Genomic DNA, 21,596 nt, shown 5'->3' on the forward strand with positions numbered 1-21,596 from the left:
GCCGCGGCGCATGACAGCCAGCGCCTCCGGGTTGATGGGCCCGGGCGCCGGCCGGCGCCATTTAGGCAGACGCACCCGGTTCTCGCTCGAGGCAGTATCCCAGGCCACGCACGGTCATGATCTTGACCCCGCTGGGTTCGAGCTTGCGTCGCAGGCGATGCACATAGACTTCGATCGCATTGGTGCTCACTTCCTCGCCCCATTCACAGAGGTGATCGACGACCTGTGTCTTGCTCACCATGCGGCCGCTGCGCGTGAGCAGAATCTCGAGCAGGCTGACTTCGCGCGCCGAGAGATCCAGCGGCTGGTCGCCCACCGTCGCCACGCGGCCCGTCTGGTCGAACACCAGCTTGCCGTGGCGGATGACGGTCGCGCCGCCGCCCGCGCCGCGGCGAGTGAGCGCGCGCACGCGCGCTTCGAGCTCAGAGAGGGCAAATGGCTTGGCCATGTAGTCGTCAGCACCGAGATCGAGTCCTTTCACGCGCTGATCGATGCCGTCGGCTGCCGTCAATATCAATACGGGCAAGCGTGAATTGCGGGCGCGCAACCGGCGCAGTACTTCAAGCCCGGTCAGTTGAGGCAGACCAAGATCGAGGATCAGGAGATCGAATTCCTGGGCGGTCAGCGCGGAGTCGGCGGACAGCCCGTCATTGACGGCGTCGACGGCATAGCCGCCTTGCCGCAGGGAGCGTGACAGGCCATCGGCCAGGATGCTGTCGTCTTCGGCGATCAGAATGCGCATGGTGTGGGCAACACGTAACGTCCATGAGGAAGGAGTAGGGTACGGATTCTGGCATAGGTCCAGCGGCCTGCACAGCGTCCGACGCGTGGCAATTTAGTGCATACTGTTTTTCTATACAGTATAATGCGATGCAATAATGGCTTCGTCATTCAAGCCCGCAGGATTTGCCGAGCGGGCCTTATCTTCACCCGGATCATTCACCCCCGGATCAGTCAAGGACAGCACACACATGGACGACAAGACCAGCAAAGCCGCTTCTGCCGAAAAGAGCAAGGCGTTGGCGGCCGCGCTTTCGCAGATCGAAAAGCAGTTCGGCAAAGGGTCGATCATGCGGTATGGCGACAATCAGGTGTCGCACGACATCCAGGTCGTCTCCACCGGTTCGCTGGGCCTGGACATCGCGCTGGGCATCGGTGGCCTGCCGCGCGGCCGCGTGATCGAGGTCTATGGTCCCGAATCGTCGGGTAAGACCACGCTCACGCTGCAAGTCATCGCCGAAATGCAGAAGATCGGCGGCACCTGCGCGTTCGTCGATGCCGAGCACGCGCTCGATGTCCAGTATGCCAACAAGTTGGGCGTCAACCTCACCGACCTGCTGATTTCCCAGCCGGATACGGGCGAACAGGCCCTTGAGATCACCGACGCGCTCGTGCGCTCGGGTTCGGTGGACCTGATTGTTATCGACTCGGTGGCGGCACTTGTGCCCAAGGCCGAAATCGAAGGCGAAATGGGCGATTCGTTGCCGGGCTTGCAAGCCCGTCTGATGAGCCAGGCGCTGCGTAAGCTCACGGCCAGCATCAAGCGTACGAACTGCATGGTGATCTTCATCAACCAGATTCGCATGAAGATCGGCGTAATGTTCGGCAACCCCGAAACCACCACTGGCGGCAATGCGCTCAAGTTTTACGCATCGGTGCGCCTGGATATTCGTCGTATCGGCGCCATCAAGAAGGCCGAAGAAGTGATCGGCAACGAAACCCGCGTCAAGATCGTCAAGAACAAGGTCGCGCCGCCGTTCAAGCAGGCCGAGTTCGACATCATGTACGGTGCAGGCATTTCGCGTGAAGGTGAGATCATCGATCTGGGCGTGCAAGCCGGCGTGGTTGATAAAGCGGGTGCCTGGTACAGCTACAACGGCAATCGCATCGGTCAAGGCAAGGACAACGTGCGTGAGTACCTGAAAGAGCACGTCAATATCGCCATCGAAATCGAAAACAAGGTGCGCGAGAATCAGGGCATCGTCAGCCGCGCCGCCGCTTTCCCGGCCTCTGAAGTCGAGAAGGAAGAAGCCGAGTAAGCCGTTCGCGGGAATGCACGCGTTCGACGTCGATCGCCGGCTGGTCTCAGGGCTACAGCCGGCGATTTGCGTTGTATGGGATGAGGGGTAGGGATGTCGCGTGATGTCGACGATGACGACGATGAAGATTTCGAAACGCTGGCGCCTGCAGTTGCCGCTAAGGTAACCGGCAGGGCGGCGCGCGAAGCCGCGCCCGCCGATCCGCCTGCATTCGAACGCACCTCGGAAAGAAAGATCGAACCCAAAGCTCGCAAGGGTCGGCAGCTTTCGCTTAAAGCGCGCGCTGTCGGCTTTCTGTCGCGCCGCGAGCATTCGCGTCAAGAGCTCGCGCGCAAATTGAAGCCGCACGTGGAAGAGACAGATAACCTCGATGCCACGCTCGATGCGCTCGAGCGCGAAGGGTGGCTGTCCACCGAGCGCTACGCGCTCAGTCTGGTGCATCGCAGGTCCACATCGCGCGGCACCTCGCGCATCGTCTCGGAGTTGCGCCAGAACGGCGTCGACGATCATCAGATCGCCGAGCTCAAGTCCACGTTGCGAGATAGCGAACCCGCGCGCGCGCGCGAGGTCTGGCAAAAGAAATTCAAAGGCGAGCGCCCGGCAGACGCCACCCAGTACGCCAAGCAGGCGCGCTTTCTGGCGGCACGCGGATTTTCCTCCGATGTCGTGCGCAATATCGTCGGTGGCCGCGGGGGCGACGTCGAGGATATGGACTAGCGGGCCGACTTGATTCCGGTCAAATCCCGAAAGCACACCTCGCGCGCTATCGTCAGGAAATCCGAGATGAACGACGACGCTTCATCTTCAACGCGTACCGCCGCATAGAGGGTACGCCACACGCCGTGTGGTCCCAGATGGCAGGTGCGCAGCCACTCCTGATCGATGTACTCCGTAAGCGCCCAATTGGGCAATGCCGCCACACCGCGATTGCTCGCAATCAATTGCGCGATGATGGGGGTGAGCTCTGCGCGGCGAATCGCTGCCGGCTCCACGTCGGCGTCGTCCAGGAACGCCGTGAAGATATCGAGCCGCTGGCGATCCACGGGATACGTAATCAAGGTTTGATCGGCAAGTTGCTCTGGCGCGATGTGGCGGTGTGCGGATAACGGGTTTGCCGACGATACCGCCAATACCAACTCGTACTTGAAAAGCGGCGCGTAGTGCACCGCCTCGAGCGGTTGTGGGTCCGAGGTGATCACCAGATCGAGATCGCCCCGGACGAGCGCGGGCAGGGGGGCGAAGGAAAACGCCGCCGACAAGTCCAGTGCCACGTCGGGCCACTGCACGCGGAACGCATCCAGAGCCGGCATCAGCCATTGAAAGCAGGAATGGCAATCGATCGCCAAGTGCAGACGCCCCGTTCGCCCAGCCGCCAGTTTCTGCAGTTCCCGCTCCGTGGCCTTGATCCGCGGCAGCACGTCGTCGGCCAGCGCCAGCACCCGCAACCCCGCTGTGGTCAGCCGTGCAGGCCGCGTGCGGCGATTGAGCAGCGGGGTGCCCAACCGGGATTCCAGTTCACGCAGCTGATGCGACAAGGCCGACTGCGTGAGGTGCAGCCGCTCGGCAGCTTCGAGCAGGCTGCCGCCATCACGGATGGCAGCCAAGGTTTCCAGGTGTCGAACTTCGAGCATGGGGAATCAGTATGAATTTAATTCATTCATTAGACGAAAACATTGATTTTGATTCAAGCGAAAACGTGTTCAGAATGTCGTGTGTTGAAGATAATTTGTCTTAAAGAGATAACGACATGACCCAAATTCATAATCTTGGCTTTCCCCGAATCGGCGCCCAGCGCGAGCTCAAGCACGCAGTTGAGGCCTATTGGGCCGGGAAGTCGGATGCGGCTGCCCTCGAATCCACAGCGCGCGACCTGCGCGCGCGGCACTGGGCAATTCAGGCCGAGGCCGGCGTCGACTTGATTCCCGTCGGGGATTTCGCGTGGTACGACCATATCCTCGAATGGTCCACGCTGCTGGGTGCGGTACCTGCCCGGTTTGCCCAGGCGGCAGCCCAGCCGGTTTCGCTCGATACCTTGTTTCGTATGGGCCGGGGACGCGCCCCGACAGGCACCCCGGCAGCAGCGTGCGAAATGACCAAGTGGTTCGACACCAACTATCACTACATCGTGCCGGAGCTCACGCCCCAGCAGACCTTCCGCATTGCGCGCGAATCGTTGTTCGACCAGGTCAAAGAAGCCCAGGCGCTGGGCCATGCGGTCAAGCCGGTCATCCCGGGTCCCTTGACCTGGTTGTGGCTGGGCAAGGGCGACGCCTTCGGTGGCGGTGCCAGCGATACCGCAAAACTCGATCTGTTGACCGCATTGGTGCCCGTGTACAAGCAAGTCCTGGCGCGCCTGGCTGAGCAAGGCGTGACGTGGGTGCAGATCGACGAACCGATTCTCGTCCTCGACCTGCCCCAGGCGTGGCGCGACGCGTTCGAATCCGTGTATGCCGAGTTGACGGCGACTGCAGCGCCCAAGCTGTTGTTGGCCACGTACTTCGGTGGCTTGGGCGACAATCTGGCCACGGCGGGCGCCTTGCCCGTCGCCGGCCTGCATATCGATCTGGTGCGCGCACCCGAGCAGCTGGACGCTGTGCTGAGCGTGCTGCGCGACGATCAGGTGCTGTCGGCCGGGGTGATCAGCGGGCGCAATATCTGGCGTACTGACCTCGATGCCGTGCAGTCCACATTGGCGGCTGCTCGAAATCTGGGTGAGAGACTGTGGCTGGCGCCGTCGTGCTCCTTGCTGCATGTGCCGGTCGACCTCGCTTTCGAGACGGATCTCGATGCAGAGCTCAAGAGCTGGCTGTCGTACGCGACGCAAAAGCTGCACGAATTGAATGGCCTGCGACTGGCCGTGGACGGTGTTGCCGATGAGGCGACCACGGCGGCACTGAAGCAACAGGCGGCTGCGATCGCCGCGCGCCGCACGTCGACGCGCATTCATAATGCGGCGGTGACGCGCCGGATGGCCGCCGCCGCCGAGGTGTCGCGTGACCGCGCACCTTTCGACTCGCGCATTGCGTCGCAGCAAAAGGGCTTGAATCTCCCGGCCTATCCCACGACCACGATCGGTTCGTTTCCTCAGACGGCCGAAATCCGCAAGCTGCGTCGCGATTGGAAGACGGGGGCGTTGACGGATTCGGCTTACGAGAAGGCGATCCGCCAGGAGATCGAAACAGTCGTTCGTTTTCAAGAGCGAATTGGGCTGGATGTATTGGTTCATGGCGAACCCGAGCGTAACGACATGGTCGAGTACTTCGGCGAATTGATGGCGGGGTTCGCTTTTACGCAGAACGGCTGGGTGCAAAGCTATGGCTCGCGGTGCGTGAAGCCGCCGATCATCTTTGGCGATGTGGCGCGGCCCGCACCGATGACGGTGGGTTGGTCGTCGTATGCCCAGTCGTTGACCGAAAAACCGGTGAAGGGCATGTTGACTGGCCCGGTCACGATCCTGCAGTGGTCGTTCGTGCGCGACGACCAGCCGCGCGAAGAGACCTGCCGCCAGTTGGCGCTCGCGCTGCGCGATGAGGTGGTCGACCTCGAGCAGGCCGGCATCCGGGTGATCCAGATCGATGAACCCGCGTTCCGTGAAGGCTTGCCGTTGCGTCAAACGGAATGGGCGGCGTATCTCGATTGGGCCGTCGATTGCTTCCGCCTGTCCACGGCTGGCGTGGCCGATGACACGCAGATCCACACCCATATGTGCTATTCGGAGTTCAACGACATCATCGGTTCGATCGCCGCCATGGATGCCGATGTGATCACGATCGAAACATCACGGTCCAACATGGAATTGCTCGACGCCTTCGAGGGCTTCAGCTATCCCAACGACATCGGTCCCGGGGTGTACGACATCCATTCGCCCAACGTGCCCGACGTGGACTGGATGGTGGCGCTGATGCAGAAGGCCGCCAAGCGGCTGCCCAAGGAGCGCCTGTGGGTGAATCCGGATTGCGGCTTGAAGACGCGTGCCTGGCCTGAAACGGAAGCGGCATTGATCAGCATGGTCGACGCGGCCCGCGCGCTGCGCGCAGCATAAACGGTCGGTAGGGCGGCCGCGCCGGTCATTGGCGTGTGGCCTGAGGCGGCTCGCGCCTCAACGGCCCCGGCGCGCGTTGCGCGACACAAGCCGCCTTGGCCCCCGTTCACCCCGGTTTACGGCCCCCGGCATGGGGGCCTGTCTTTGCCCCTCGGACGCGGGCGTGCGCCCCGGCAATCTGGCTGCGCTATACTTGACCGGATTTGCCGCTACGCACCAAAAACGCACCGATATCGGGCCTACGCATGCCTTTGCCTCCGCCAGACTCACCTCGCCAGCCGCTGCACACGCGCACCGTGCGCGTGCAGTCGTATGGCCGTGACGATGGTCTGATCGACCTCGAGGCGGAGCTCATCGATGTCAAAGGCTACGACTTTCCGTCCAACGACGGCGGTGTGCATGTCGCGGGCGACCCGGTGCATCACATGCATCTGCGTATCACGATCGATCTCGACTGCACGATCGTGGCGGCTCAAGCAGCCTACGATGACGCGCCTTACAACGCCCATTGCAGCGCGATCGCTCCCGAGTACGCGGATCTGGTCGGCATGAACCTGCTCAAGGGTTTTCGCCATCAGGTCAAAGATCGTTATGCCCGCTCTGCGGGCTGTACGCACATGACCGAGCTTTCCCAGATTTTGCCCACGGTTGCGGTGCAAACCATGGCCAAGCTCCGTCGCACCGAACGCCGGGCCGACGTCAAGCCATTCCAGCTCGACGGTTGTCACGCCTTGCGTTCGGATGGCGCGGTTGCGCAGGTGCACTACCCTCAGTGGTACACCGGCACAGACGCGTCGCTGGAAGCAATCCCTCCCATTTCTCATCCGTCCTGACAGGTCATACATGAAAATTCACGAGTATCAAGGTAAGGAACTGCTCAAGCAGTTTGGCGTCGCCGTACCGCGCGGCATACCCGCTTTCTCCGTCGACGAAGCCGTTGCCGCTGCTGAAAAGCTCGGCGGTCCGGTGTGGGTCGTGAAGGCCCAGATTCACGCTGGTGGCCGCGGTAAGGGCGGTGGCGTGAAGCTGGCGCGCTCGATCGAAGAAGTGCGCCAATTGTCCTCCGAGATTCTCGGCATGCAGCTGATCACGCATCAAACCGGTGCTGAAGGTCAGAAGGTCGGTCGCCTGCTGATTGAAGACGGCGCCGATATCAAGAAGGAATACTACGTCGGCATCGTGACCGATCGCGGTACGCAGCGCGTGTGCGTGATGGCGTCGAGCGAAGGCGGCATGGACGTCGAAGAAGTCGCCGAGCACACCCCCGAGAAGATCCTGAAGGTATTCGTCGACCCCGCAACGGGCCTGACGGACAAGGACGCCGCCGAATTGGCGCGTGGCATCGGCGTGCCCGAAGCTTCGGTCGACCGCGCCGCCAAGGAATTCCAGAACCTGTACAAGGCTTACTGGGATACCGACGCCTCGCTGGCCGAAATCAACCCGCTGATCCTTACGGGCAGCGGCGACATCGTCGCTCTGGACGCGAAGTTCAACTTCGACTCCAACGCTTTGTTCCGCCATCAGGACATCGTCGCTTACCGCGACTTGGCTGAAGAAGATCCCGCCGAAATCGAAGCCAGCAAGTTCGACCTGGCCTACATTCAGCTCGAAGGCAACATCGGCTGCCTGGTCAACGGCGCCGGTCTGGCCATGGCCACCATGGACACGATCAAGCTGTTCGGCGGCGAGCCGGCCAACTTCCTGGACGTCGGCGGTGGCGCCACGGCCGAGAAAGTGACCGAAGCCTTCAAGATCATGCTCAAGAACAAGGGCGTGAAGGCCATTCTGGTCAACATTTTCGGCGGCATCATGCGCTGCGACGTGATCGCCCAAGGCGTGATCGAAGCGTGCAAGGCCGTGAACCTGAGCGTGCCGCTGGTCGTGCGCATGAAGGGCACCAACGAAGAGCTGGGCAAGAAGATGCTGGCCGAATCGGGTCTGCCCATCATCAGCGCCGATACGATGGCCGATGCCGCGACCAAGGTGGTCGCTGCCGCCAAATAATTGTCGCCGTGGCTGATCGGCGGCGGGGCGGGCAATACGCTGGAAGCGTGGCCCTAGCCCTTCGCCCAAGCCATCGGCCATTCCGGCGTGTCTAACGCTCGAATATCCGAACAATAGTCAAGGATTCGCAAATGTCGATTTTGATCAACAAGGACACCAAGGTCATCACCCAAGGCATTACGGGTAAGACTGGTCAGTTTCACACGCGCATGTGCCGCGAATACGCCAACGGCCGCGAAGCTTTCGTGGCTGGCGTGAACCCCAAGAAGGCCGGTGAGGACTTCGAAGGCGTGCCCATTTTCGCCTCCGTCAAGGACGCCAAGGCTGAAACCGGCGCGACCGTATCGGTGATTTACGTGCCGCCCGCCGGCGCTGCCGCCGCCATCTGGGAAGCCGTTGACGCCGATCTGGATCTGGTGATCTGCATTACCGAAGGCATTCCTGTCCGTGACATGCTTGAATTGCGCAACCGCATGCGCGCGCAAAACAAGAAGACCCTGCTGTTGGGCCCCAACTGCCCGGGTCTCATCACGCCGGACGAAATCAAGATCGGCATCATGCCCGGCCACATTCACCGCAAGGGCCGCATCGGCATCGTCAGCCGTTCGGGCACGTTGACGTATGAAGCCGTGGCGCAAGTGACCGAATTGGGTCTGGGCCAGTCGAGCGCCGTGGGTATTGGTGGCGACCCCATCAATGGCCTGAAGCACATCGACGTCATGAAGTTGTTCAACGACGATCCCGAAACCGACGCCGTCATCATGATCGGCGAAATCGGTGGTCCGGATGAGGTCGAGGCCGCTCAGTGGGCCAAGGACAACATGAAGAAACCCGTCGTCGGCTTCATCGCCGGTGTGACGGCGCCTGCCGGCAAACGCATGGGTCACGCTGGCGCGTTGATCTCGGGCGGTGCCGATACGGCCGATGCCAAGCTTGAAATCATGGAAGCGTGCGGTATCAAGACCACCCGCAATCCTTCCGAGATGGCCAAGCTGTTGAAAGCAGCGCTCTGATCGTCATCCGATCAAGCCATTAGAAACCGGCCGAAAGGCCGGTTTTTTTTCGTCCGCCGACTGCGCGTTGCATTCGTGCGACCGAACACTACCGCGAAAGCAGAGTGACAGCAGAACGTAACCTATAATGGCGCCCATAAGAGAAGGGTGCACAAATAACCGCTATTGCTCGCAGCAAGCGGAGCCGGCGCCTACGGCCATTATTGGATTGATAAATCGGGGATCGCTTCTAGGTAAAGAGGCGTATGGAACTCTCGTCAGCAGCATTCTGGATCGCATTGCTCCAGATCATTTGGGTAAACATTCTTCTCTCGGGCGACAACGCTGTCGTCATCGCACTCGCGGCACGGTCACTGCCCGAGGATCTGCAGAAAAAAGCCATCGTCATCGGCTCCGCCGCGGCGATCGTCATGCGTATCGTGCTCACCCTGGTGGCGGCCGAATTGCTGCTGCTGCCTTGGCTCAAGTTGATCGGCGCCCTGTTGTTGTTGTACATCGGCATCACGCTACTGCTGCCGGAGGAAGAGGACGAGGGCGGTCACAAGAAGCACGGCACCATGCTCGCGGCGATCCGCACGATCCTGATCGCCGATTTGGTCATGAGCCTTGACAACGTGGTGGCCGTTGCGGCTGCGGCGATGGGCGACAACACATTGTTGATCCTCGGTCTGGCCATCAGCATTCCGCTGGTGATTTTCGGCAGCACCTTGCTGCTCAAAGTCATCGAGCGCTTCCCGATCATCGTCTGGGTGGGAGCGGCATTGCTGGGCTTCATCGCCGGCGAGCTGCTGGTCGGCGATCCTGCGCTGCAAGCGCCGGTCGCTCGTCTGGATACGGCATTGGGTGTTTCGGAGCACCAATTGGCACTCATGGCAGGCGCGATCGGCGCAATCCTTGTGCTTGCCATTGGAAAAATCTTGTTAGCAAGACGAAAGCTTAACGAAACCTGAATTACAATCCTCCGGTTTTGCCCTGTTCGAAATTGCCGATTCGGCTGCTCGGGCAGGGCACGGTCCAGCAGCGGCCGCAGTTTTTCTATAAACGTTACCGGGGGCATTTCAAGTGCTTGAGTTTTTCCAAACATTAAGCTGGGCAGCAGTTTTTCAGATCATTCTGATCGACATTCTGTTGGGTGGCGACAACGCCGTCATCATCGCGTTGGCATGCCGCAATCTTGCGCCCAAGCAGCGCATGCAGGGCATCATCTGGGGTACCGCCGGGGCCATCATCCTGCGCGTCATCCTGATCTTCTTTGCCATGCAGCTCCTGCAGATTCCGTTCCTCAAGGTCGTCGGCGCACTGCTGCTGGTCTGGATCGGTGTGAAGCTCCTGATTCCCGAAGATGACGCCCACTCGAACATCGATGGCGGCGGTTCGATCGTCTCGGCGATCAAGACCATCATCATTGCTGACTTCGTCATGAGCCTGGACAACGTGATCGCCATTGCCGGCGCCGCGCAGAATGCCAACCCCGATCATCAACTGGGTTTGGTCATCTTCGGCCTGGTCGTCAGCGTGCCCATCATCGTCTGGGGCAGCACCCTGGTGCTCAAGCTAATCGACAAGTTCCCGTTGGTCGTCACCCTCGGAGCCGGGTTGCTGGGCTGGATCGCCGGCGGCATGCTGGTTACGGACGTTTATGTCGTCAACAACTTCGGTGTGCAGCCAACTTCGGTTAAAATCGCTGCTGAAGTCATTGGCGCGCTGTTCGTGATGGGTCTCGGTATCTTCCTGGCGCGCCGTAAAAAAGCCTCCAAGGAACATGTTGCATGAGCTTCTTTAAATCCTCGAGTTCCCAGCAGTCGGGCCTGAGCCTGCTGCAGGGTCTGACCGTGCTGGCTATTCTTGGAGTGATCGTCACGATCGTCGCGAAGCAGTTCATGTGACCGCGATCGTGACCGATCCGAAGCGTTTGATCATTGCGACGCGAGCCAGCCGGCTCGCACTCTGGCAGGCGGAGCACGTGCGTGACCGCCTGCGCCAACACTACCCTGATTGTTCGGTCGAGTTGCTGACCATGACGACGCGTGGCGATCAGATCCTTGATCGCACGTTGTCCAAAGTGGGTGGCAAGGGACTGTTCGTCAAAGAGCTCGAAACAGCACTTCTTGACGGGCGGGCCGATCTGGCCGTGCATTCCCTCAAAGACGTTCCCGTCGACCTCCACGAGCCGTTCGAACTAACGTGCATCATGTCGCGGGCCGACCCGCGCGATGCGCTGGTCTCCAACGACTGGTCTTCTCTCGCAGAGCTGCCAAACGGCGCGATCGTCGGCACATCGAGCCTGCGGCGCGAGTCGCAGATTCGTGCGCGCTTTCCCCATCTGGTGGTCAAGCCTTTGCGCGGTAACCTCGACACGCGGCTCGGCAAGCTCGACCGGGGTGAGTATGCCGCGATCATTCTGGCTGCCGCGGGCCTCGAGCGACTCGGTCTGGCCGCGCGCATTCGCGGCTACCTGTCGCCTGCCGAAAGTCTGCCGGCCGCAGGTCAAGGCGCTTTAGGCATCGAGATTCGTGCCGATCGTGCCGATCTGCGGCAATGGCTGGCACCGTTGTCATGTGCCGATACGACCGCGTGCAGCGTCGCTGAACGTGCCGTCTCGCGAGTGCTGGGCGGGTCTTGCCAGGTACCGCTCGCGGCATTTGCGCAGCTCGATGGCGCGGGGCAGTTGTCGATCGACGCCTTGGTGGCGTCGCCCGATGGCGTCGACATCGTCCGTGCCAGCGACGCCGGTCCGGTTGCAGAGGCCGCTCAGATCGGCGAACGTGCAGCTCAGGCGCTGCTCGATCGTGGCGCGCGGGCGATTCTGGCCCGTCTGATCGACGCACCCGACGCGTCCTAGCGTTCCGCTGTATCCAAGGGAGGGGCAGGCATGTCTCCGATCGCCGTATTGACGCGTCCTGCAGGGCGCAACGATGCGTTGGCGGCACTGCTTGCGGCCCGTCAATGGACGCCGGTGATTTTGCCTGCGCTGCGCATCGAGCGGCTCGCGCCCAATGCGGCTGCGTTTCCACATCCCAGTGCGTTCGATCTGATCGTGTTCGTCAGCGGCCAGGCGGCGCGCGCCTACGCCGAACAGTGGCGCGCATGCGACCCGGCAGGCCGCTGGCCCGTCGCTTCGCGAGTGGCCGGCGTGGGGGAAGCGACCGCGCAGGCCATTGCCTTGGCTGGATTGGGCGTCGGGCAGCATGAAATCGTGGTGCCCGACGCGCTTGGCGCCTCCCGCGATTCCGAGTCGCTGTGGCCCGCCATCGCGGCGCTTCAGCCCTTTCCCAAAAGCGTGCTGATCGTCCGCGGGGAAACGGGTCGCGAATGGCTTGCCCAGCGTCTGCGCGATACGGGGGCGTCGGTGACGATTCATGCGGCCTACGGTCGCCACGCCGTGATCTGGACACCCGCCGAAATCGAGCGCGTCCAAGGCTGGGCGGCGCGCAGCATTTCGCCGACGTGGCTCCTGACCAGCCGCGAGAGCATCGACTCGATCATGGCCAACCTCAACCGCGCCGGTGCGCTGCAGTGGTGGCGGCATTGCACTTGCGTAGTCACGCACGAAAAATTGGCCGCCTATTTGCGCGCTCTGCCGACTGGCGGGGCAGGCGCGCCAGTGGTAAAAACTTGCTTACCCACAGATGCCGCAATGTTCAACGCTTTCGTTGCGACTTGAATCCATTGCGTGCGCTGCGACAGCTTACAATCGCGACATGACAAAAACGACATCCGATCTCGATCCGGCAGCATCATCCGCCGCCTCCGGCAAGTCAGAGGGGGCTTCGGCCGCGTCCTCTTCGGCAAGCGTCGCTTCGACGCCTGTCGTACCTCCTGGCGGCGACAAGCCTGTTGCGCCGGTACAGGTCACCACTAAAGCGGTGCCGTCGGCCGATCGGCCCGCCACTGAAGCGGGGACTGCACCCGTAGTGACGCCTCCGGTTGCCGGCGCTGTGCCCCCGATCGCGGCAGATAGAACGCCGGCGGTGGATAAGTCATTTGCGACCGATAAGCCGTTCAGCGCTGACAAGTCGGTCATAACGGACAAACCGGTCATAGCGGACAAGCCGCTCGCCGCGGACAGGTCGACTGCGTCGGATAAGGCGTTCAGCGCCGATAAGTCGATTGGCCCTGCGGGCAAGGCGTCCAGCACCGACAAGCCGTTGCGTGGCGAAAAGGTGTCCAGCCTCGAAAAGCCGTTCAGCCTCGATCGGTCCAACAGCATCGAAAAACCGTTCAGCGCCGACAAACCACTAAGCGGCGACAAAGCACCGTCGAGTAGCGCATCGACCGATAAGCCGTTTGCCACTGAAAAGCCTGGCGTCAGTGACGCAGGCGTGAAGCTGGACAAGTCTTCCGATGGCGGAATCGGTCGTACCATTCCGCCGCCGCCTCCGCCGTCCGGCAGAGGCCCTGGCAAGCCGGGCAAGCGCGGCGGCTTGCCCGTTACGGTGATCATTCTGGTCCTGCTTTGCCTGGCGATGGGGTCGGCACTTTGGTTCCAACGTCAGCAATCCGAAAAAGCCGGTCGCGAGATCGCGTCCAGGCTGGATGGGTTGAGCACGCAACTCGAGCAGACGCGAAACAGCGCACGCGAATCACTCGCGCTGTCGCAAGCGCAGGCCGGGAAGGTCGCGGGTCTGGAGAATGCCTTGCGCGAAGCGCAGAGCCAGTACAGCGCACTTGAGCAAGCCTGGCAAAGCTTCAACGACACCGGCAGTGACGATGTTTTGCTCAACGATATCGATCGCCTGTTGACGATCGCCAGCCAGCAGTTGCGGTTGGCTGGCAACGTCAATAACGCAATCGTCGCGCTTGAAACGGCGCAGTCCCGTCTCGCTCGTGCGGATCGTCCGCGCTTCGCCAGCCTCCAGGAGTCGATCAACGGCGATCTGGATCGTCTGCGCGGCGTGGCCACTGTCGACGTCGGTGCGCAATCCGCGCGCATCGATCGGTTGGCTGCCATGGTCATGCGTGCTCCGTTGCTTGTACCCGATGGCGCCGTGCCGGGTGGCATGGCCACCGGTACGCCGTTGTCCGCCGGCTTGCCGGCCGCAGCGGTCGCGGTCGAACCCGCGTTACCCGCCGATGCGCCGTGGTATCAGCACTGGCGCGCCGAGATCGCCTCCTGGCCCAGCCGCGCCGGATCGTCTTTGGCGCATGAGCTCGGCGATCTGATTCGCGTTCAGCGTGTCGATCAGCCCGAAGCATTGATTCTGTCGCCCGAGCAGGCCGATCAATTGCGCGCCACGGTGCGTCAGCGGCTGTTGGCTGTGCAGCTTTCGCTGCTGATGCGTCAGCCCGCAATCTGGCAGAGTGAAATGCAAAACGTCGTCACGACGCTCACGCGCTATTTCGATACCCGCGCTGCGGACACCGCCGCCGCATTGACGCTGGCGCGTGAACTCGAGCAAACCCGGATCGCCGATCCGTTGCCCGACGTGACCAACAGTTTGAATGCCGTGGCGGCGATGCGGGCCGCAACCGCAACGCCACGCGAACAAGGTTAAAAACCATGCGCACCTGGTTCTGGACCCTCCTATTGGCGGTGGTCGCGGTCGCACTGGCTGTGACGCTGCAATCGCACGCCGGCAATGTATTGCTGCTGGTGTATCCGTGGCGTATCGAGCTGTCGCTCACGCTCGCCGTCCTGCTCATCATCGCGTCTTTCGTCCTGGTTTATGTCGGCCTGCGCTTCTTTGCATGGCTGATTGCCATTCCGTCACGTGTGCGGTCGTGGCGTGGCCAACGCGCGCAGGCCCGTGACCACGAACTGCTCGAACGCGGCTGGACCGAATTGCTCGAAGGCCGCTTTGCGCACGCCGAGAAGGATCTGGCCAAGCTCTACGATCAGACCAAGGTCAAAAGCCGTCGCGTGTTGGCCGCGTTGTCTGCCGCCCGTGCCGCGCACGGTTTGGGTGAGGGCGTGCGCCGAGATCTGATGCTCGATCGCGCGCGCGAGAGTGCCGGCGGCGACGCGGGACTGAATGAGGCGGTTGCGACTGTCACGGCCGACCTGCTGCTGGAAGAGGGTAAGGCCCGCGAAGCGTTGGCTGTGCTCGAACCGTTGCAAGACGGCGGTGCGCGCCATTTGAATACCTTGCGTCTGGTGCTGCGTGCCGAACGCGAGTTGGGTAATCATGAACGTGTCTTCGCCTTGGCGCGTTCGCTGTCGCGTCGCAACGCCATGTCCAAAGCGGACGCCGAGCGTTTGATCGGAACGGCTAGCGCCGCACGTCTTCAGGCGGCCTCTGGTGAAAACTGGCGCCTCCTCTGGAAGGAACTCAAGTCGGACGAGAAGCTGCTGCCTGAGATTGCCTTGGCGGGTGCGATGTCGTTCGAAGCGGCCGGCGAGCCGGATGAAGCGGCGCGCATTCTCGAGGCTGCCATCAGCCGTCAATTCCTGCCCGCACTGGTTGCCGCTTACGCGCGATGCGACACTTCACAAGTGCCGCGTCGGCTGGAAAAGGCCGAAGGTTGGCTGCAGACCCGCCCGAACGACCCGGATATTCTCACTGCCCTCGGCGTGCTGTGTTTGACGGGTCAGCTCTGGGGGCCTGCCGAGCGTTATTTGCGCCGCAGTGTGCAACTGCGCAGCGACGCGCAGGCGCATGCGCTGCTTGGCAGCTTGTACGATCGTCTTGAAAGGCCGAACGACGCGATGCGTCACTGGCGTCTGGCGACGGCCGTAGGAATGGCGCTGCCCAGCCTGGCTTTCGATACGGCGCTGCCGGCGGCCGATATGCGCGCCGATCCGCACCGGCTCGATGCCGAAGGTGCCTTTGACGAGGATGGTAGCGACGAACTCGCGCGGTCCGGCGCGTTCCAGGCTCCCGAGTTGCCGCGCGTGGCGCCCGTTCCCGCCACCGCATCGGACTATGTGCTCGATCCGGACGCACGCAGCATGGATTCACCTGCGCCGCCACCCGATGCCGTCATCGCCCCGGCGTCATCGGTCGACATCGAAGAGTATTTCGATAGCGCCCCGATTCCGCTGGCTGAGATCGATGAAGCGGCGCTGGAGGACGGCAAACGGCGTAGCGACGATCGCACCGACCGCCGTGGTTCCAATCACTGATCCGGGCATGTCGCCCTCAGATTATTTTTCTCTTTTCCAAAGGTTTTATCGATGAGTCTCGATCGTGTCGAAGCCGGCGCCAAGCTGCCGGACGAGTTCAATGTCATTATTGAAATCCCGATGAACGCCGATCCGGTCAAGTATGAAGTGGACAAGGATTCGGGCGCCATCTTCGTCGATCGCTTCATGCTGACGGCCATGCACTATCCGTGCAACTACGGCTACATTCCGCAGACGATTTCGGACGATGGCGACCCCGCCGACGTGCTGGTCATGACACCGTTCCCGATTCAGATCGGTGCAGTCATCCGTTGCCGCGCGATCGGCGTGCTCGAGATGGACGATGAAGCAGGTGGCGATGCCAAGTTGCTGGCCGTCCCGGTCGAGAAGCTTTATCCCCCGTACCGCAATATCACCAAGCCTGAAGATCTGCCGGTCGAAGACCTGTCTCGCATTCAGCACTTTTTCGAGCACTACAAAGATCTCGAAAAGGGCAAGTGGGTCAAGGTCAAGGGCTGGAAGGGCGCCGACGAAGCGCGCGCCGAGATCATTCGCAGCCGCGATCGATACAACGCGGGCAAGTAAGCGCCGTAACGGCGGATTGATGCGTTCAGCCTCCAATCCGCTCGGCCACAGCCCGGCACGTCAGGCATTGCTTATTCAAGTCGTAGGTCAACTCAGGTGGATGTGATCATGGAATATGTGTTTGAGCCGGCACCCGTTGTCGCCGTGCCGGTTGTGGGCAGCGAGCAAGGCTTTCCGGTGCGCCGAGTGTATTGCGTTGGACGCAACTATGCCGAGCACGCCAAGGAAATGGGCTTCACGGGTCGTGAAGATCCGTTTTTCTTCTGCAAGCCGGCCGATGCCATTCTGGCAATCGCCGATGGCGACACCGGCGAAATGCCGTACCCCAGCAAGACAGCCAACCTCCATTACGAAATGGAACTGGTCGTGGTGTTGGGCAAAGGCGGCAAGGATGTGCCGGTCGAGCAAGCGAACGAACTGGTCTGGGGCTATGCCTTGGGCCTGGACATGACGCGTCGCGACCTGCAAGGCGAAGCCAAGAAGCAGGGGCGTCCCTGGGAAGTGGGCAAGGCATTCGATCAGTCGGCGCCGATCGGTCCGATCCACCCCAAGAGCAAGACGGGCGTGCTGGATAAAGGCGCGATCTGGCTTGACGTCGACGGTCAACGCAAGCAGAGCAGCGACCTGTCCCAAATGATCTGGAATATTCCGGAAAGCATCTCGTATCTGTCGGGATTGTTCGAGCTGCAACCCGGCGACCTCATCTTTACCGGTACGCCGGAAGGTGTAGGCGCGGTGGTTCGCGGCAACATCATCACGGGCGGTGTCGAAGGCCTGGGCGAACTCAGCGTCCGCATCGTTTAAATGCGCGGCGTGCGAATATCGTTGAGGCGCCTGGTCGGCATCGTAGCGCTCGTCATGGGCACAACAGTGCTGGCCGGTTGTGCGGCGACCAATGACGATGTCGCCTGCAAGCCCATCACCGATCCTGCACACTGGCCGCATGGCCGATCATCGTGATCGTACGAAAAGCTGCCCTCGGGCAGCTTTTTTCATGGGCGCGCGGGACGGGCCGACCGCTTGCCGATGATGCTGCCGGCATGCGCAATCATGATCAGGAGCAACACCTGGAAGGGCAACCGCCACACCAGCACCGCGTGCGGAATATTCGGAAAATTCTCGGCATGCTGCAGCATGTAGACGTTTGACGGCGTGACGGCAATCGTCAGCAGGATCAGCCCCAGTGCCGCCGCATATCGGGTGCGCGTCAGCAGCAGGCCAAAGGCGCCCAAGAGTTCAAACACACCGCTGATGTACACCATGGCGAGCTGCCACGGAATCGCGGGGGGCACGACCGTCACGAAAAGGTCGTCTGCGACAAAGTGCGCGACGCCGCCGATAAAGAACCACAAGAAAACGAACGTGCGCGTGAACCAATGCATGGTGGGCCTCCTGTCGCCATCTTAGTGCGTTGCTGCCCGGTGCGGTAAATCACGCTGCGTTTTTAGCTACCTCGGTTTTTGCGGATTGTGACCGCGCCGCCGTCCGATCAGACTCATTGCCGTGATGTCGCATTGGGAGCACACAGCATGAACGTCAAGCATCGTCAGGGCGGACAAGGGATGACGGAGTACATCGTGATCGTGGCACTGGTCGCGGTCGCCGCAATCGGCGTCTATCAGTTGTTTGGGCAAGTCGTCCGATCGCAGACCGCTGCGATGGCGCGTGAATTGGCAGGCGAAGACGGCAGCGATCAAAGTCGCATGGCACAGGATGCCGCAGGCAAGGCAGCCGCTCAAGCCAAGGCGAAGTCGCTGAAGTCGTTTACCGGCCAAGCCGGAGCGGCAAAGTGAAGTGCGCCGGCGCGTGTGTCGAAAGCGTGCAGCGCGGCCAGGCGCTGGCGCTCGGCTTGGTGCTTGCCGGTGCGGGGTCGCTCGCACTCGTGCTGCTGTACGACCTTGGGCAAACGATACTTGCTCGTCAACGGCTGACGCATGCGGCGGATGCGGCGGCGTACAGTGGCGCGTTGGTGCAGGCGCGTGCGCTCAACATGATGGCGTACATCAACCGTGCTCAAGTGGGGCATCAGGTTGCGATGGCGCACCTGGCAACGCTCGCGTCGGCAGCCGATTTCATGGCTACCCAATCCAAACAAAGTGCGCGCGGCAACCCGCCCTCGACGGTCATCGCGATGTTCTTCGGTGCGCAACACGCGATGGCCTATCGGCAGCCGCAGGGCGCGCTCGGAGACGCCTCCGCATTGATGCAGTCGATGGCGGCACACGATGCGGTGGTGCACGACGTGCTCGCCGCGACTGCCGCGACGATTGCCGATCAGCTGACGCAAACGCGCAACGAAGCCATCCATGCTGTTCTGCGCGTCAATTACCCCGATATTCCGGTCGCCGCTGTCGACGCGTCGGCGGATATGCAGGGGGACGCAATTCGCGCCACGGTGGTGGGTGACAACACCGCTGGTTTCCTGGCGCGACGTTCCCATCGCACAGCGAGCCGTTTCGGAAGTGTGGTGCGCCGGGCAGTCGAGCGATACGGATTTCTGGATGCGCGCAACCACACGGCTCGCAATCCATGGCCGGTGAGTCACCGCTGTCCCATGCGGCGTCATGAGTTGCGCCGGCGAGGCACGACATGGCTCGACAAGCACGGCGTGTGGCGCAGCGCCGATACCCAGTCTTATCACGCGCTTCGGTCGAACAAATACATCGGTTGCTACTACCGTGAGTACGCCATGGGTTGGGGCATCGTCAATGAGCGTGCCGGCACCACCGGTACCGGTCTGCCGCATGTCGATCGCCCGCCATCGGACTTCAGCGAAATCGATTTCTGGCGTTGGGTGGAGCGCGAAACCGATTGGGATATTTTTGACGGCAGTGCCAATCCGCTCGCCAATTCGTATGGGTTGGCGAACGCCAGCAGTGGCCGTTTCGGCGGCCTGCCGACCACCTTCGACATCGACCCCGATCGGCGGGACGAGTTACTTGGTTTTCGCCTCCAACTGATGCTTCCAGCAAGCCGACTGCGCACCACGGGCGCGGCCAGCGCCGTTCGTGTTGCGGCGTCCCGCTTTGGGCACGCGGGCTTCGTGCGCGGAGATGCCGTCCGCGTCGACGCCAGCGCGCAGGCCCACTACTCAAGACTCGTGGCGCGAGACGACGGCCTATATGAGTGGGCCAATGCATTTCGTCCCTTCTGGCAAGCGCGTCTCGCTCAGGCTGAACCTGGATTGCCATCTCCAGGAGCACGGCCATGATCGGCATCGGGCGCAGGCAAGCCGGGCAGGCTGCCACGGAGGCGGTGATTGTGCTCGCATTGTTGTCCATGTTGCTCGCGGGCAGTGCGTACGTGGGCAGCGGTCTGGCTTACCTCACGCATACACAACAGCAGTCGCGGGAGGCTGCGTTTCGGGCCGCGCGCGGCGAGGCCAATGTTTCTGCCTCTTTTGATGCGATGGCGCCGCAACGCACATCGGCTGCCCTTGAACGACAGGCAATGGGCTGGTTGCAGCCGGGCGGTCACGGTGCCGCCGCGCGCACGTTGCGCCGCGAATGGCAGCTTGCCGATACCGGCATACTGCGCGCGGCAGTAGCGCAATCGCGCACGGCGCTGCTTACCGATGCCGGTCATACCGCGGACGACGCCGCCACGCAGCATCGCGTGGCGCAGTCCAGTGCTGCCTGGGGCCGTGTTTACGATCGCTCGTCTTCGCTGGCCCGCACAGTGGGCGCACGCATGGCGCGCACCGACGCGGGCTGGAAGCGCGCTTCATCGACGGTCGATTGGCTGCAGCGCTGGCCCGATATCGTGCCCACGGATGTGAAGTCGCGAACCGCACCCGTTTATCGGTCTGAGACCAGAGGGGCAATCCGATGAACCCTACTATCGTGCATAGCATATTCGATGGTATTTGCCACACTGGAGCGATGATTGGCTCTGGCCTCGGAAATATCGGTTCGACTTCGGGCCACGGTGCTGGTTTGATCGGACGACTCTGCACTGCCTGCGTCACCGAGCGATTCTGCGCCGCCGACGCCATCCGGTTCATCGGTGTGAGTTGCATGAGCCTCACCGCTGCTTGTGCTGCCAATGCTGTCGCTGCCAGTGATACCGCCGCCGATGATGCCGTTGCCTCGATTCATTCGGTGCACCTGCCGAGCATCTCGATTCAGAACGCGCCCGTTGCCCAATCGCGCACGTTCGAAGGGCACGCGATCACATTTCCTGCACGAGCTTCGCGATCGCATTCATCCGCGGAGCAATCCGAGTTCAACGCCAAAGACCTGTTGACGTGGGCCGACGCACTTCCGCGACCCGCCACCGTGTCGGCTCCTGAAGTGTGGACGATGTTCGGCGGACGCATAAGCAGGGTATCGATCGATGTGCGGGCTCCTGTGGCGGCCGTTGCAAAGGCACTGACGCAGGCCCGACCCTGGGTCAGTCATCTCAATGTGAGGGCCGGCGAGGTGTTGCTTTCCGGTCGACAAGGTGACGTCAATTGGCTGGCGTCACTGGGCACGGGCAGCACTGCTCCTGATGGCCCTGTGGCGACTCGTGGCTACCTATCGGTGTGGGTGCCGAGCGGCGTCCGAGGGGCTCATCGCATCGTGCCGCTGTTCGACGCGCTGCCGATGCCGCCGGCTGCCCGCTTGATCTTCGAGATCGACGATGCCGACTCGGCGCTCCCTGCGGCGTTGCAAGTGTGGCGTGTACCTGGTGCGTGGAAGGCACCTTGTGCCGACCTGGGGGCATCGCTGCAACAGATGGGATGGCGGCAGGACGCAACGTTGGCGACGACGATGGCGTCGTGGCGGCGCGATCGGGAGGTGGCAACGACGTACTGCCGGCCCGACGGTAGCAACACCTTGATTTTTATGCATCTCAGCAAGGAATGA

At 62.0% G+C, this 21,596-nt stretch carries 21 protein-coding genes; 18 read left to right on the forward strand and 3 right to left on the reverse strand.

Features of this window, described 5'->3' with window-relative positions; all coding sequences use genetic code 11:
- Positions 1-61: 61 nt before the first annotated feature.
- Positions 62-742, reverse strand: a complete 681-nt coding sequence (locus EYW45_RS24030; RefSeq protein ID WP_161137938.1) for a response regulator transcription factor — start codon at positions 740-742, stop codon at positions 62-64.
- Between the two features lie 229 nt (positions 743-971).
- Here EYW45_RS24030 and recA point away from each other — a divergent pair, with 229 nt between their 5' ends.
- A complete protein-coding gene (gene recA, locus EYW45_RS24035; RefSeq protein WP_161137939.1) occupies positions 972-2,039 on the forward strand; it encodes a recombinase RecA in 1,068 nt (355 codons plus the stop codon).
- A gap of 93 nt (positions 2,040-2,132) precedes the next feature.
- Positions 2,133-2,756: a recombination regulator RecX gene (recX, locus tag EYW45_RS24040; RefSeq protein WP_161137940.1), complete on the forward strand. Its 624-nt coding sequence runs from the start codon at positions 2,133-2,135 to the stop codon at positions 2,754-2,756.
- Here the strand turns inward: recX and EYW45_RS24045 are convergent.
- On the reverse strand, positions 2,753-3,670 hold the full coding sequence (locus tag EYW45_RS24045; RefSeq protein ID WP_161137941.1) for a LysR family transcriptional regulator: 918 nt from the start codon (positions 3,668-3,670) through the stop codon (positions 2,753-2,755). The genes recX and EYW45_RS24045 overlap by 4 nt on opposite strands.
- Before the next feature lie 116 nt (positions 3,671-3,786).
- Between EYW45_RS24045 and metE the strand changes: the two genes are divergently transcribed.
- The 12 genes from metE to EYW45_RS24105 all read left to right on the forward strand — a co-directional run bounded on the left by metE (position 3,787) and on the right by EYW45_RS24105 (position 17,550).
- Entirely contained in the window at positions 3,787-6,081 is a 2,295-nt protein-coding gene (gene metE / locus EYW45_RS24050; RefSeq protein WP_161137942.1) for a 5-methyltetrahydropteroyltriglutamate--homocysteine S-methyltransferase, read from the forward strand.
- A 245-nt stretch (positions 6,082-6,326) separates the two neighbouring features.
- Positions 6,327-6,914 (forward strand): DUF2889 domain-containing protein, encoded by a 588-nt coding sequence (locus tag EYW45_RS24055; protein WP_161137943.1) that lies wholly within the window; start codon positions 6,327-6,329, stop codon positions 6,912-6,914.
- A 10-nt stretch (positions 6,915-6,924) separates the two neighbouring features.
- Positions 6,925-8,085 carry an ADP-forming succinate--CoA ligase subunit beta gene (gene sucC, locus EYW45_RS24060; RefSeq protein ID WP_161137944.1) on the forward strand — a complete coding sequence of 387 codons (1,161 nt, stop codon included), beginning with the start codon at positions 6,925-6,927 and terminating at the stop codon, positions 8,083-8,085.
- Between the two features lie 131 nt (positions 8,086-8,216).
- Positions 8,217-9,098, forward strand: a complete 882-nt coding sequence (gene sucD, locus EYW45_RS24065; protein ID WP_161137945.1) for a succinate--CoA ligase subunit alpha — start codon at positions 8,217-8,219, stop codon at positions 9,096-9,098.
- Positions 9,099-9,343: 245 nt separating this feature from the next.
- On the forward strand, positions 9,344-10,048 hold the full coding sequence (locus tag EYW45_RS24070) for a TerC family protein (RefSeq protein WP_161137946.1): 705 nt from the start codon (positions 9,344-9,346) through the stop codon (positions 10,046-10,048).
- A gap of 112 nt (positions 10,049-10,160) precedes the next feature.
- Entirely contained in the window at positions 10,161-10,871 is a 711-nt protein-coding gene (locus EYW45_RS24075) for a TerC family protein (RefSeq protein ID WP_161137947.1), read from the forward strand.
- Between the two features lie 121 nt (positions 10,872-10,992).
- Positions 10,993-11,940 carry a hydroxymethylbilane synthase gene (gene hemC, locus EYW45_RS24080; RefSeq protein ID WP_161138073.1) on the forward strand — a complete coding sequence of 316 codons (948 nt, stop codon included), beginning with the start codon at positions 10,993-10,995 and terminating at the stop codon, positions 11,938-11,940.
- Positions 11,941-11,970: 30 nt separating this feature from the next.
- A complete protein-coding gene (locus EYW45_RS24085) occupies positions 11,971-12,762 on the forward strand; it encodes a uroporphyrinogen-III synthase (protein ID WP_161137948.1) in 792 nt (263 codons plus the stop codon).
- Positions 12,763-13,450: 688 nt separating this feature from the next.
- On the forward strand, positions 13,451-14,593 hold the full coding sequence (locus EYW45_RS24660; protein WP_407924954.1) for a uroporphyrinogen-III C-methyltransferase: 1,143 nt from the start codon (positions 13,451-13,453) through the stop codon (positions 14,591-14,593).
- 5 nt (positions 14,594-14,598) lie between these two features.
- A complete protein-coding gene (locus EYW45_RS24095; protein WP_161137950.1) occupies positions 14,599-16,161 on the forward strand; it encodes a heme biosynthesis HemY N-terminal domain-containing protein in 1,563 nt (520 codons plus the stop codon).
- Between the two features lie 51 nt (positions 16,162-16,212).
- Positions 16,213-16,746 (forward strand): inorganic diphosphatase, encoded by a 534-nt coding sequence (gene ppa, locus EYW45_RS24100; protein WP_161137951.1) that lies wholly within the window; start codon positions 16,213-16,215, stop codon positions 16,744-16,746.
- A gap of 108 nt (positions 16,747-16,854) precedes the next feature.
- A complete protein-coding gene (locus tag EYW45_RS24105; protein WP_161137952.1) occupies positions 16,855-17,550 on the forward strand; it encodes a fumarylacetoacetate hydrolase family protein in 696 nt (231 codons plus the stop codon).
- Positions 17,551-17,738: 188 nt separating this feature from the next.
- Here the strand turns inward: EYW45_RS24105 and EYW45_RS24110 are convergent, their stop codons facing one another.
- Positions 17,739-18,128 (reverse strand): DoxX family protein, encoded by a 390-nt coding sequence (locus tag EYW45_RS24110; RefSeq protein WP_161137953.1) that lies wholly within the window; start codon positions 18,126-18,128, stop codon positions 17,739-17,741.
- 147 nt (positions 18,129-18,275) lie between these two features.
- On the opposite strand from EYW45_RS24110, the gene EYW45_RS24115 reads away from it, so the two are divergent.
- The 4 genes from EYW45_RS24115 (at position 18,276) to EYW45_RS24130 (ending at position 21,596) form a co-directional block, all read left to right on the forward strand.
- Entirely contained in the window at positions 18,276-18,539 is a 264-nt protein-coding gene (locus EYW45_RS24115; RefSeq protein WP_161137954.1) for a hypothetical protein, read from the forward strand.
- Complete coding sequence (locus EYW45_RS24120) at positions 18,536-19,957, forward strand: hypothetical protein (protein WP_328703685.1); 1,422 nt, start codon at positions 18,536-18,538, stop codon at positions 19,955-19,957. Before EYW45_RS24115 ends, EYW45_RS24120 begins: the two co-directional genes overlap by 4 nt.
- The gene (locus EYW45_RS24125) at positions 19,954-20,577 is read left to right on the forward strand and encodes a hypothetical protein (protein ID WP_161137955.1); all 624 of its coding nucleotides are present in this window, start codon (positions 19,954-19,956) and stop codon (positions 20,575-20,577) included. Before EYW45_RS24120 ends, EYW45_RS24125 begins: the two co-directional genes overlap by 4 nt.
- 185 nt (positions 20,578-20,762) lie before the next feature.
- A complete protein-coding gene (locus EYW45_RS24130; protein ID WP_161137956.1) occupies positions 20,763-21,596 on the forward strand; it encodes a hypothetical protein in 834 nt (277 codons plus the stop codon).

It is taken from the genome of Schauerella aestuarii, from assembly GCF_009866805.1.
Lineage (GTDB): Bacteria > Pseudomonadota > Gammaproteobacteria > Burkholderiales > Burkholderiaceae_B > Schauerella > Schauerella aestuarii.

Coding starts and splice junctions, on each gene's coding strand:
- EYW45_RS24105 (WP_161137952.1), top strand. CDS start 16,855: ATGGAATATGTGTTTGAGCCGGCACCCGTTGTCGCCGTGCCGGTTGTG.
- sucD (WP_161137945.1), top strand. CDS start 8,217: ATGTCGATTTTGATCAACAAGGACACCAAGGTCATCACCCAAGGCATT.
- EYW45_RS24070 (WP_161137946.1), top strand. CDS start 9,344: ATGGAACTCTCGTCAGCAGCATTCTGGATCGCATTGCTCCAGATCATT.
- EYW45_RS24115 (WP_161137954.1), top strand. CDS start 18,276: ATGAACGTCAAGCATCGTCAGGGCGGACAAGGGATGACGGAGTACATC.
- EYW45_RS24130 (WP_161137956.1), top strand. CDS start 20,763: ATGAGCCTCACCGCTGCTTGTGCTGCCAATGCTGTCGCTGCCAGTGAT.
- EYW45_RS24095 (WP_161137950.1), top strand. CDS start 14,599: ATGCGCACCTGGTTCTGGACCCTCCTATTGGCGGTGGTCGCGGTCGCA.
- sucC (WP_161137944.1), top strand. CDS start 6,925: ATGAAAATTCACGAGTATCAAGGTAAGGAACTGCTCAAGCAGTTTGGC.
- EYW45_RS24125 (WP_161137955.1), top strand. CDS start 19,954: ATGATCGGCATCGGGCGCAGGCAAGCCGGGCAGGCTGCCACGGAGGCG.
- EYW45_RS24055 (WP_161137943.1), top strand. CDS start 6,327: ATGCCTTTGCCTCCGCCAGACTCACCTCGCCAGCCGCTGCACACGCGC.
- EYW45_RS24085 (WP_161137948.1), top strand. CDS start 11,971: ATGTCTCCGATCGCCGTATTGACGCGTCCTGCAGGGCGCAACGATGCG.
- metE (WP_161137942.1), top strand. CDS start 3,787: ATGACCCAAATTCATAATCTTGGCTTTCCCCGAATCGGCGCCCAGCGC.
- EYW45_RS24045 (WP_161137941.1), bottom strand. CDS start 3,670: ATGCTCGAAGTTCGACACCTGGAAACCTTGGCTGCCATCCGTGATGGC.
- EYW45_RS24030 (WP_161137938.1), bottom strand. CDS start 742: ATGCGCATTCTGATCGCCGAAGACGACAGCATCCTGGCCGATGGCCTG.
- EYW45_RS24110 (WP_161137953.1), bottom strand. CDS start 18,128: ATGCATTGGTTCACGCGCACGTTCGTTTTCTTGTGGTTCTTTATCGGC.
- recX (WP_161137940.1), top strand. CDS start 2,133: ATGTCGCGTGATGTCGACGATGACGACGATGAAGATTTCGAAACGCTG.
- ppa (WP_161137951.1), top strand. CDS start 16,213: ATGAGTCTCGATCGTGTCGAAGCCGGCGCCAAGCTGCCGGACGAGTTC.
- recA (WP_161137939.1), top strand. CDS start 972: ATGGACGACAAGACCAGCAAAGCCGCTTCTGCCGAAAAGAGCAAGGCG.